This is a genomic window from Pseudomonas rustica (assembly GCF_018336155.1).
GTDB lineage: Bacteria > Pseudomonadota > Gammaproteobacteria > Pseudomonadales > Pseudomonadaceae > Aquipseudomonas > Aquipseudomonas rustica.
The window spans coordinates 252,115-264,605 of sequence record NZ_JAGYHF010000005.1 but is presented as its reverse complement, the minus strand read 5'-3'; the positions used below and the strand labels follow the sequence as shown (position 1 = coordinate 264,605).

General features: G+C 57.8%; 5 protein-coding genes and 1 pseudogene. 2 read left to right on the top strand and 4 right to left on the bottom strand.

Annotation, left to right across the window (positions count from 1 at the left end; all coding sequences use genetic code 11):
• Positions 1 to 93: 93 nt before the first annotated feature.
• From KFS80_RS11495 to putP, 4 genes and pseudogenes are all read right to left on the bottom strand, one after another.
• Positions 94 to 483, bottom strand: coding sequence for a hypothetical protein (locus KFS80_RS11495; RefSeq protein WP_053116705.1), 390 nt, complete (start codon positions 481 to 483; stop codon positions 94 to 96).
• Positions 484 to 588: 105 nt separating this feature from the next.
• Positions 589 to 972, bottom strand: a complete 384-nt coding sequence (locus KFS80_RS11490) for a hypothetical protein (protein ID WP_212544863.1) — start codon at positions 970 to 972, stop codon at positions 589 to 591.
• A gap of 1,037 nt (positions 973 to 2,009) precedes the next feature.
• Positions 2,010 to 4,016 (bottom strand): annotated as a pseudogene (locus tag KFS80_RS11485) (type VI secretion system Vgr family protein); the annotation flags it as partial.
• 349 nt (positions 4,017 to 4,365) lie between these two features.
• Positions 4,366 to 5,850 carry a sodium/proline symporter PutP gene (putP, locus tag KFS80_RS11480; protein ID WP_212544862.1) on the bottom strand — a complete coding sequence of 495 codons (1,485 nt, stop codon included), beginning with the start codon at positions 5,848 to 5,850 and terminating at the stop codon, positions 4,366 to 4,368.
• A gap of 460 nt (positions 5,851 to 6,310) precedes the next feature.
• Here putP and putA point away from each other — a divergent pair, with 460 nt between their 5' ends.
• Positions 6,311 to 10,264, top strand: a complete 3,954-nt coding sequence (putA, locus tag KFS80_RS11475) for a trifunctional transcriptional regulator/proline dehydrogenase/L-glutamate gamma-semialdehyde dehydrogenase (RefSeq protein ID WP_212544861.1) — start codon at positions 6,311 to 6,313, stop codon at positions 10,262 to 10,264.
• Positions 10,265 to 10,523: 259 nt separating this feature from the next.
• Positions 10,524 to 12,326, top strand: a complete 1,803-nt coding sequence (locus tag KFS80_RS11470; protein ID WP_212544860.1) for an acyl-CoA dehydrogenase — start codon at positions 10,524 to 10,526, stop codon at positions 12,324 to 12,326.
• The last annotated feature ends 165 nt before the right edge of the window (positions 12,327 to 12,491 follow it).

Here is a 12,491-nt window from a genome sequence, read left to right as displayed (position 1 = left end):
AATGCTGTTGTCTACAAAAACAAATGGCTGAGTTACAAACCAGCGTAAAGAAACAACCTGAATGGCAAAAACAGATTGATCATCGAAAAATGGTTAACTCAGCCAACCATTAACCTTTCCCAACACCGCACCGATTATTGCAATGGTGCTTAACACCAACATCATCCAATTGGAAAATAAAATTATCCGCCGCAAGCCTACCGGCAAGGCTTCGTAATCCTTGGCGTCCAGCTCACCATTTCGTATGGATTTACGCGAGAAGATCATGAGCGTGCCCACACTATTAATAAATAGAAATCGGCCAATCGGCTCCCATCCCAAGGTGCGCCTTCTAGAAATAACAGCCGGCGAATTGCTCAAATACTCAAAGATATCCCGCGCAAAAAAATAAGCGACAAACAGCAAAATCAAGGACGACAGAAAAATAAGTGCAATCAATACCAAACCACTCAACAGGAAGAGTATTTCAATATCAGATCTCATTTCTGGATTTCATAGACAACATCTGCCCCTTGCTCGCCCCACTCCCCGAATGGATAGCACCCGAATATGGCACCAACCTCTCCACCCACCAGTTATGGGGAAGATTTACTTTAACCACCCACTGAATTTTCCAACTATGAAAAGAATAATCATCAGCACACCCATTACAAACCCAAAAAGTTGCATGCCCTGAGAATAGACTCTTAGCGCTGATGGAACATTCTCGTAATCTTGCGGATCCAGTTCCCCATTCCTGATAGACACTTTGTGTCTAAAAAGCATCCAGCTAAGGTTCATCGTTAAAAACATCCTGCCACCGAAACCCATCTTCATAAAAGGATGACGAATCTTTACACCATAAGAATTACTCAACAACCCAATAAGCATGTCCAGCTTAAAGTGCGAAAAATACAATTGAGCAAACAGTAAGGCCAACCCAAGCAATAGATCAAAAATCACAAATACAAAATAAACATCCTTTGCGCTCATCTTCCCTCAACCCATTCATACACAACTTCTCCAGCGCCCTCTCCCAAGGCCTCCCCCAGCAATCCGCCACCCAATGTTCCTACGCCTGAAAGTACAAGAGCGCAGGCAATGGCTCCGTACCCTGTCACACTGATTGCAGCGCAAATTGGAGTAGCTATCGCCGGACCGTAAGTACCACCCACCACAACCCCGATAAACTTTCCACTTTCAGTCATCCTAACTTTCTTACACGCCTCTTCACGTCCAGTTCGACATACTTCACTTACTTTCAGCGTCGAAGCTGCGCCCCCTAGACCGACCCCAATCCAACCACCCAATTTCATCACTTTGGCAGCCTTGCTAACCCCCTCAATATGCGTCGCATACCCCGGAATTCCGGCTGAACTGCCCACCTTGCTCCAGTGATGGACAAGGCTGCGACTGGAAATGCCCAGCGCTTTCCTAAGGTTGGGGTGATCGGGAAAACCAGCCATTTTTCGCATCAAGGGACTGAGGCTGTTATCCAGTTGCGTCATCAACTGTGTTCGCTTGGCAAAGAAATCAGCACCTTTAAGCTTGCCGTGTTTATCGAAGGTTTCCTTATGCAGTGACTCCAACTCACTCAACGTGCTGGCGAGACTTTTCAGGTGATTACTGAACATCGCTGCCCCAATCCCCACGCTTGTCGAACCCTGCGATAAAAACGACTCAATCTCCCCATGATGCCGAGCCATAAACTCGGCCTCCGAGTCACTCATTGGCGCCAACGCCGCATCAACTTTCTGCGCCGCCTCCATCAATAACGCCTCTTCCCGAGTGCATTGCGTATTACGCGGATCGCTCAGAACGATCAGTTGCCCAGGTTTGGCGTATTGGCTGAGCTGCGGATTCAGACTGCGGAATTTCTCCAGCACGGCCGGATCCGGCTGCGGGAACAGTGTCGATTCCAGTGCAGACCGAGACATTCCCTGTTCAACAATATGAAAGCCCGGCTCAACGCTGGAAGGCGCCGGCCGGGCTGAGGACTTTGGGGATTGGGTCAACCCGCTCGGTGTCGGGCAGATGCCATCCTTACACCGCTCGCACTCTTCGCAGAACGGCGCATCACCTTTCAGGCTCATGATTTGCGCCGCCGTGAGCATCGCCGCCGACGCTGCGGCCAGTTTCTCCGGCAGTCCCGGCACGACCGGTGCTGCATTCAGCGCCGCCATCGGCGCGCCACCCACGACAATCGGCACGCTGCTGAAAATCCCGCCGGGGCCGATGTTGATCCACTGCCCGCCCGCCTGAATCGTTGCACTCGCGCCGCCATCAATGACCACTTGCTGGCCAGCGCTGATATGGATTTGCGCACTGGCGTTAAGCGCCTGACTGCTCACGCGAACATGCTGATCACCGATCACGGTCAGGTGATCATCCTGCTTCACCTCGATCTGGCGCTGTCCGTGGGTGATGCGCTGCTCATCGGCTTTCAACTCATGGCGAGCAAGGCCGGTGACGACGATGTTGCGCTGGTTATCCACTTGCACTTGTTGATCGTGCAGCACGTGCTGCGTCCAGTTGCGCTGGGCGCGCAGGTAGATTTCCTCGGCGCCTTTGCGATCCTCGATGCGCACTTCGTTGTAGCCGCCACCGCCGGGACTGCTCTGGCTGCGGAAAATGCTGCGGGTTTTGTCGGCGGGCAGATTCAGCGGCACTGGCGTCGCAGCATTTGGCAGGCAGCCCATGACCAGCGGTTTGTCGGCATCGGCGTCGATGAAACCGACCAGCACTTCCATGCCGACTCGCGGAATCAGCACGCTGCCATAAGCGTCGTGGGCCCAGCCGCTGGCGACACGCAGCCAGCAACTGGAATGCTCGTTCAACTCACCATCACGATCCCAGGCCAGTTGCACCTTGACCCGACCGTACTCGTCGCAATGGATTTCCATGTCTTTCGGGCCGGTGACGACGGCCGGTTGATAACCGAGCATGCGCGGTTTTTCCGAGCCCAGCGCCGGACGAAAGAACACGTCCCACGGCGTGGCGAGAAAGGTATTACGGTAACCCTGGAAACCTTCCCCATCGCTGGTCGCCGTTTCTTCCAGCACTTGCGGCTGTCGCCCATGGTGCTCGATGGCAGTCAGCAACCACAGGTCATTCCAGTCTTGGCGCGGATGGTCGGCCAGTTGCAGGAAATGTCCGCACACCAAGGAGGATTCGTCGCTAAGGCCCTCGGCCTGGCGGTAATCGGCGACATGCCGTTCAAGTGCGCGCTGGGCGAGGTGCTTGCCGGTTTCACGATCTTTGAATTGGCCGGGAAAGTGATAGTCCTCCAGCACCGGGCGCTGCTCACTGTCGATACGGCTTTCCAGTTGCAGGCGCGGTTTTACGAAGTCGTAGTCGCGCCGGGTGACCACGCTGGTACGGGTTTCCACACGAACGTTGAAGCGCTTGATCGCCGGCGCCGCACCGAGCATGCCGCTGCCCGGCAGATACAAGGTCGGCTCGGAGAGCTTGGGGAACACGGTCTGGTCGTCGCCGAATACCAGCAAGTGCCCTTCGAGGCTGTGCTGAAAGTGATAATGGATGCCGACTTCCGCACACAGACGCTGGATGAACGCCAGATCACTCTCCCCGTACTGCACGCAATATTCACGCACCGGGTAATCGCTGCCGAGGCGAAATTCGAAGGCATCGCGCAGGATCGAGTGATCCTTGAGGATTTGCTCAACGATTTGCGGAACGCTGAGATGCTGAAAAATACGCTGATTGATGCGGTGCCCGAGGTACGTCAGACGCGGGACCAGGCTGAGGTGATAGCGCGTCAGACGTTTCCCGGAATCGCCCTGCCCGACCTGATAAATCTGACCGTGAACGCCGGAACCGTCAGCGTCAAAGCTGAGAAACGCCTGACAGTGCAACAGGCTTTCGAGATCCAGATCGGGTCGTTCACTGACCAGTTCCAGCTCGAAACGAAAGGGTTGGCTGATGGCTTCCTTGCCCGTGAACTCAAGGACTTTGAGGTCAATTTGGGCGCCTTCGAGGGTCAACGTGAAACGCGGTTGATTGGCAGGCGCGAACATCCGATGTGTCTCTGCAGAGTGAGGGCGGGCGATTCTGCATGAGGGGCAAGGGGTGTTGAGTGGGGGACGGAAAAATCAGATTTGCCCTACTTCTGTTGTCGAAAAAACCTCAGAAAATTGGCGCAAACGACTACAGACAAATCCCTCAAACCCCACAGCAGATCCCTGTAGGAGTGAGCCTGCTCGCGATGGCGTTGTGTCATATGACATCAATGTTGAATGTCAGACCGCTATCGCGAGCAGGCTCACTCCTACAGGGACTGCGGTGAATGAAAAATTACAGGCAATAAAAAACGGCCCGTTTCCTGTAGGAAACGGGCCGTTTTCATGTGAGCCGTAGCTCAGCGTTTTACTTGTTCAGATTGAAATCTTTTTCCGCTGCCTCGAAACGCTCAACCATGCCGCGAGTCGGTTCGCCCGCCTTGCTGACAAAGTAGATCGCCAGGCTGGCGAAGATGAAGCCAGGGATGATTTCGTACAGACCCAGCAGTTCGAAATGCTTCCAGACCACCACGGTGACGGCACCAACCACGATACCGGCCAGTGCGCCGTTGCGGGTCATGTCTTTCCAGATCACCGAGATCAGCACAACCGGACCGAACGCAGCACCGAAACCGGCCCAAGCGTAGGACACCAGGCCCAGTACGCGGTTATCCGGGTTGGCCGCCAGTGCGATGGCGATCAACGCAACCAGCAAAACCATGGCGCGACCGACCCAGACCAGCTCCAACTGCGAGGCCGATTTACGCAGGAAGGTTTTGTAGAAGTCTTCGGTCAGGGCGCTCGAGCACACCAGCAACTGGCAGCTCAGGGTGCTCATCACCGCAGCCAGAATGGCCGACAGCAGTACACCGGCAATCCATGGGTTGAAGAGGATTTTCGCCAGTTCGATGAACACACGCTCGTGGTTCTCGGTGACGGGACCGGCCAGTTCCGGGTGCGCCGAGAAGTACGCGATACCGAAGAAGCCGACGGCCACGGTGCCGCCCAGGCACAGGATCATCCAGGTCATGGAAATGCGACGCGCCTTGGCGATCGATTTCACCGAATCCGCCGCCATGAAACGCGCGAGGATGTGCGGCTGGCCGAAGTAGCCCAGACCCCAGCCCATCAGCGAGATGATGCCGATGAAAGTGGTGCCTTTGAGCATGTCGAAGTTGCTTGGATCTTGCGCTTCGATGGCCAGGAACGTGGTGTCGACGCCGCCAGTGGCCAGCAGCACGATGATCGGCGTGAGGATCAGCGCGAAAATCATCAGGGTCGCCTGAACCGTGTCAGTCCAGCTTACCGCGAGGAAACCGCCGATAAAGGTGTAGGCAATCGTCGCCGCAGCACCGGCCCACAGCGCCGTCTCGTAGGACATGCCGAAGGTGCTTTCGAACAGACGGGCGCCGGCAACGATGCCGGAAGCGCAATAGATGGTGAAGAACACCAGAATCACGATCGCCGAGATAATCCGCAGCAGACCGCTTTTGTCTTCGAAACGGCTGGCGAAGTAGTCCGGCAGGGTCAGGGCGTCGCCGTTGTGCTCGGTCTGCACACGCAGACGGCCGGCAACGAACAGCCAGTTCAGGTAAGCACCGACGATCAGGCCGATGGCGATCCAGCTTTCGGACAAACCGGACATGTAGATGGCGCCTGGCAGGCCCATCAACAACCAGCCACTCATGTCGGACGCACCGGCGGATAGCGCGGTGACGACGCTGCCCAGGCTGCGGCCGCCCAGAATATAGTCAGAAAGGTTGTTGGTGGAGCGATAGGCCATCAAGCCGATCAGCACCATTGCTGCGATGTAGATCACGAACGTGATCAAGGTTGGATTGCTAACGCTCATTAAGTTACGCCCTGGCTTTGTTTTTATGTAGCGGCGGTGATGAACCGCGCGCAAACGACGACGTTTGGCAGACGATTCGGGATCCCGCGCATTTAGGACTGATGTTTCCCCAGGAAAGCCATCAGCCGATACACCGGATTATTTTCCCGGTTGCACCTTGGGCGCGAATCCTATGCAACAAAGCAAAAGAGGTGCAACCAGTTTCGTGAGAATAAGTTGCACCTAGTCGGTTTTATCGACAATCACCGCGTTTTTGCTCCCTTTTGTGGCAGTCATGGCCATTTGCTAGAAGCAAAAGCACCAAGCAGGAGCAGTACTTTCGTACCAGAAAATAATTCCTGACGAGCTGCTTATTATTCCGGCAAAAAAAGGGTTGCACCCGGTTGCACCTCTTTCAGCGCACGGCTAATCTTGCGGCCAGCTGATGCCACGCAACTGTGGCAACCATGAGGATAAAAATATGGCTACCACCACCCTTGGGGTCAAACTCGATGACCCGACCCGCGAGCGCCTGAAGGCTGCCGCGACCTCGATTGATCGCACACCGCACTGGCTGATCAAGCAGGCAATTTTCAATTACCTGGAGAAACTCGAGGGTGGTGCAACCCTGACCGAGCTGAACGGTTTGACCGCCAAGGACGCCGATGAGGCGGGCGAAGTCCACAACGATCACGCTCACCAGTGCTTCCTTGAATTCGCTGAAAGCATCCTGCCGCAGTCCGTTCTGCGCGCTTCGATCACTGCCGCTTACCGTCGCCCTGAGCCGGAAGTCGTGCCGATGCTGATCGAGCAGGCTCGCCTGCCGGTCGCCATGGCTGAAGCCACCAACAAACTCGCCGCCTCCATCGCGGAAAAACTGCGTAACCAGAAAAGTGCCGGCGGTCGTGCAGGCATTGTTCAAGGTCTGCTGCAGGAATTTTCCTTGTCGTCCCAGGAAGGCGTGGCACTGATGTGCCTGGCCGAAGCGCTGCTGCGTATCCCGGACAAGGGCACTCGTGATGCGCTGATCCGCGACAAGATCAGCACCGGCAACTGGCACCCGCATTTGGGCAACAGCCCGTCGCTGTTCGTCAACGCCGCCACCTGGGGTCTGCTGCTGACCGGCAAACTGGTCTCGACGCACAACGAAGCCGGCCTGACCTCGTCGCTGAGCCGCATCATCGGCAAGAGCGGCGAACCGATGATCCGCAAGGGCGTCGACATGGCCATGCGCCTGATGGGCGAGCAGTTCGTCACCGGCGAAACCATCGCCGAAGCGCTGGCCAATGCGAGCAAGTTCGAAGCCAAGGGCTTCCGTTATTCCTACGACATGCTCGGTGAAGCGGCGCTGACCGAACACGACGCGCAGAAGTACCTGGCGTCGTACGAACAAGCCATTCACTCGATCGGCAAAGCGTCCCACGGTCGTGGGATTTATGAAGGCCCGGGCATCTCCATCAAGCTGTCGGCATTGCACCCGCGTTACAGCCGTGCGCAGTACGAGCGTGTGATGGACGAGTTGTACCCGCGCCTGCTGTCGCTGACCCTGCTGGCCAAGCAATACGACATCGGCCTGAACATCGACGCCGAAGAAGCCGACCGTCTCGAACTGTCGCTGGATCTGCTAGAGCGCCTGTGCTTCGAGCCGCAACTGACTGGCTGGAACGGCATTGGTTTCGTCATTCAGGCTTATCAGAAACGTTGCCCATACGTGATCGACTACGTGATCGATCTGGCCCGTCGCAGCCGTCATCGCCTGATGATCCGTCTGGTGAAAGGCGCGTACTGGGACAGCGAAATCAAACGTGCTCAGGTCGAAGGCCTGGAAGGCTATCCGGTCTACACCCGCAAGGTGTACACCGACGTTTCCTACATCGCTTGCGCACGCAAACTGCTGTCGGTGCCGGAAGTCATCTACCCGCAGTTCGCCACGCACAACGCCCATACCCTGTCGGCGATTTACCACATTGCCGGTCAGAACTATTACCCCGGCCAGTACGAATTCCAGTGCCTGCACGGCATGGGCGAACCGCTCTACGAGCAGGTTGTAGGTAAAGTTTCCGACGGCAAGCTGAACCGTCCGTGCCGCGTGTACGCACCGGTCGGTACTCACGAAACATTGCTGGCGTACCTCGTACGTCGCTTGCTGGAAAACGGCGCGAACACCTCGTTCGTCAACCGCATCGCCGATCAGTCGATTTCGATTCAGGAATTGGTGGCCGATCCGGTTGCGCAGATCGAGCAGATGGCGACCGTGGAAGGTGGTTTCGGCCTGCCGCACCCGCGCATTCCACTGCCGCGCGATCTGTACGGTGCCGAGCGCGCCAACTCCAGCGGCATCGACATGGCCAACGAACATCGTCTGGCTTCGCTGTCCTGCGCCCTGCTCGCCACTGCCCACACCGACTGGAAAGCTGCGCCGATGCTCGGTTGCGCTTCCAGCACTGAAACCCCGGCAGCCGTGCTGAACCCGGCGGATCACCGCGATGTGGTCGGTCACGTTCAGGAAGCCACCGTCGAAGACGTCGACAACGCGATTCAATGCGCGCTGAACGCAGCGCCGATCTGGCAGGCCACTCCGCCGGCCGAACGTGCGGCGATTCTGGAGCGCGCCGCTGACTTGATGGAAGGCGAGATCCAGCCGCTGATGGGCCTGTTGGCTCGCGAAGCCGGCAAGACCTTCGCCAACGCCATCGCCGAAGTCCGCGAAGCCGTCGACTTCCTGCGTTATTACGCGGTGCAAGCGCGCAACGATTTCAGCAACGACGCCCACCGTCCATTGGGCCCAGTCGTGTGCATCAGCCCGTGGAACTTCCCGCTGGCAATCTTCAGCGGCCAAGTGGCTGCGGCATTGGCTGCCGGTAACCCGGTATTGGCCAAACCGGCTGAACAAACCCCGTTGGTCGCGGCTCAAGCCGTGCGCTTGCTGCTCGAAGCCGGCATCCCGGAAGGCGTGCTGCAATTGCTGCCGGGGCGCGGTGAAACCGTCGGCGCCGGTCTGGTTGGCGATGAGCGCGTTAAAGGCGTGATGTTCACCGGTTCCACCGAAGTCGCACGTCTGCTGCAACGCAACATCGCTGGCCGTCTCGACAGCCAGGGCCGCCCGATTCCGCTGATCGCCGAAACCGGCGGGCAGAACGCGATGATCGTCGACTCCTCGGCACTGACCGAACAAGTCGTGATCGACGTGGTGTCGTCGGCGTTCGACAGCGCTGGCCAGCGTTGCTCGGCGCTGCGGGTACTGTGCTTGCAGGAAGATTCCGCGGATCGTGTCATCGAAATGCTCAAAGGTGCCATGGCGGAAAGCCGTCTCGGCAACCCGGAGCGCCTGTCCGTGGACATCGGCCCGGTGATCGACGCCGAAGCCAAGGCTGGCATCGACAAGCACATCCAGGGCATGCGCGACAAAGGTCGCAATGTTTACCAAGTGGCGATCGCCGACACCGAAGAGGTCAAACGCGGCACCTTCGTCATGCCGACCCTGATCGAACTGGAAAGCTTCGACGAGCTGCAACGCGAGATCTTCGGCCCGGTGCTGCACGTGGTGCGCTACAAGCGTAAAGAGATCGATCAACTGATCGCTCAGATCAACGCTTCCGGTTATGGCCTGACGCTGGGCGTGCACACCCGGATCGACGAGACCATCGCCAAGGTGATCGACAACGTCAACGCCGGTAACGTCTACGTTAACCGCAACATCGTCGGTGCCGTGGTCGGCGTGCAGCCATTCGGCGGCGAAGGCCTGTCGGGTACTGGCCCGAAAGCCGGCGGCCCGCTGTACCTGTACCGTTTGCTGGCGACACGTCCTACGGACGCTATCGAACAATCCTTCGCTCGCGGTGATGCGGTTATCGCCCCGGACGTTCGTTTGCGCGACGCCATGAGCAAACCGCTGAACGCCCTGAAAGCCTGGGCTGAAAGCAACAAGTACGCCGACCTGAGCACCCTGTGCGTGCAGTACGCGGCGCAATCGCAGAGCGGCATCACCCGCGTACTGGCCGGCCCGACCGGTGAGAAAAACAGCTACGCCATTCTGCCGCGCGAGCACGTGTTGTGCCTGGCCGAGGTTGAAGGTGATCTGCTGACGCAACTGGCGGCGGTGCTGGCGGTAGGCGGTTCGGCAGTGTGGCCGGAGTCCGACATCAGCAAGGCATTGTTCGCACGTCTGCCGAAGGAAATTCAGGCGCGGATCAAGCTGGTTGCCGACTGGAATAAAGACGAAGTGGTGTTTGATGCGGTTCTGCATCACGGCCATTCCGACCAGTTGCGCGGCGTTTGCCAGCAGATTGCCAAGCGTGCCGGCGCGATCGTTGGGGTTCAGGGCTTGTCCCAGGGCGAGACCAACATTGCACTGGAGCGTCTGGTGATTGAGCGCGCGTTGAGTGTTAACACTGCGGCGGCGGGTGGTAATGCCAGCTTGATGACTATCGGCTAACACCGAAAAACCGGGCACCTGCATTGGTGCCCGGCATAGCAACAATCCCTGTGGGAGCGAGCTTGCTCGCGAAAGCGGTTTGCCAGTCAACTCATCTGTTGAATGTGCCGCCCTCTTCGCGAGCAAGCTCGCTCCCACAGTGTTATGGGGTGTTTGTTAAGTTGGTGCTCGGCTCTAACATCACCGCGATCAATCTTCCTATCCAGCCTCTATTCCCCCGCCTTAGACTCGGCCCAACCCCAATTTCAGGTAGGCCGCCATGTCCGAGACGCTGCTCAGTTCCCGCAATCTGGCTTTCGAGCTGTATGAAGTCCTCGATGCCGAGGGCCTGACCCGGCGTGAGCGCTTTGCCGAGCACAACCGCGAGACCTTCGATGCCGCCATCGGCACCGCGCGCAATATCGCCGAGAAGTACTTCGCGCCGCACAACCGCAAGGGCGACGAAAACGAGCCGCGCTACGAGGACGGCAAGGCGATTTTGATTCCCGAGGTAAAACCGGCGGTGGATGCCTTCCTTGAAGCCGGATTCCTCAACGCCGCGAGAAGTTTCGACGCCGGCGGCATGCAACTTCCTACATTGCTGTCGCAAGCCTGCTTCGCGCATTTCCAGTCGGCCAACGCTGCTTCGACCTCGTACCCGTTCCTGACCATGGGCGCGGCGAACCTGATCGAAAGCTTCGGCACTGAAGAGCAAAAGCAGCGCTTCCTGCAACCGATGATCGACGGCCGCTTCTTCGGCACTATGGCCCTGACTGAGCCGCACGCCGGCTCATCGTTGTCGGATATTCGTACACGCGCCGAGCCGGCGTCTGACGGCACCTATCGACTCAAGGGCAACAAGATTTTCATTTCCGGCGGCGATCACCCGCTCTCGGAAAACATCGTACACATGGTGCTGGCCAAACTGCCGGACGCGCCGCCGGGGGTGAAAGGCATTTCGCTGTTCATCGTGCCAAAGTTTCTGGTCAACGATGACGGCAGCCTCGGCCCACGCAACGACGTGCTGCTGGCCGGGTTATTCCACAAAATGGGCTGGCGCGGCACCACCTCCACCGCACTGAACTTCGGCGATAACGGCGAGTGTGTCGGCTATCTGGTTGGCGAACCACATCGCGGTTTGAGCTACATGTTCCAGATGATGAACGAGGCGCGGATCGGCGTCGGCATGGGCGCAGTGATGCTCGGCTACGCCGGTTATTTGTACTCGCTAGAGTACGCCCGCGAACGTCCGCAAGGTCGAGTGCCGGACAGCAAGGATCCGACGACCGCGCCGGTGGCGATCATTCAGCACGCCGACGTAAGACGCATGCTGCTGACGCAAAAATCCTACGTCGAAGGGGCATTTGACCTCGGCTTGTACGCCGCTCGCCTGTTCGATGACACCACGACGCTTGAAAGCGAAACCGAGCGTAAACAAGCGCAGGAATTGCTGGATCTACTAACGCCAATCGTCAAATCCTGGCCATCGGAGTTCTGCCTGAAAGCCAACGAACTGGCGATCCAGATTCTTGGCGGTCACGGTTATACCCGTGAGTATCCAGTCGAGCAGTACTACCGCGACAACCGTCTGAACCCAATCCATGAAGGCACTCACGGCATTCAGTCGCTGGACTTGCTTGGGCGTAAGTTGGCGCAGAACGGCGGCGCGGGGCTGAAGCAGCTGATTCGCCTGATTGCCAATACTGCCGAACGCTCGACTGCGCACGATTCGCTGACCGCACTGCGTGAGCCACTGGAAAAACTGGTGGCACGCCTGCAAACCGTGACCATTGGTTTGCTGACGGATCTGGCGCAGGGCAAGGTCAACAGCAGCCTGGCGAACTCGGCGCTGTACCTGAAGGTATTTGGGCACGCGGTAATTGGCTGGCGCTGGCTGGAACAGGCAATTCGTGCGGAGGAAGGCTTGGCCAAGGGCAATGCGGCCGATGCTGACTTCTATAAAGGCAAGTTACAGGCGGCGCGGTATTTTCTGACGTGGGAAGTGCCGGGTTGCCACCATGAATTGGCGTTGCTGGAGGCGCGGGATGATACGTGCCTGGCGATGCAGGATGCGTGGTTTTAAAAACTTACCCTCACCCCAGCCCTCTCCCGGAGGGAGAGGGGGCCGAAAGGGGGATATTTAAGACGTACATCGACCTGAAATTGCCTTGCCGAATCCATATTCGACTCGGTCTTTCAGGTCGGCGCATGACGCAAAACCACCCGGTCAGTCCCCTCTCCCTCCGGG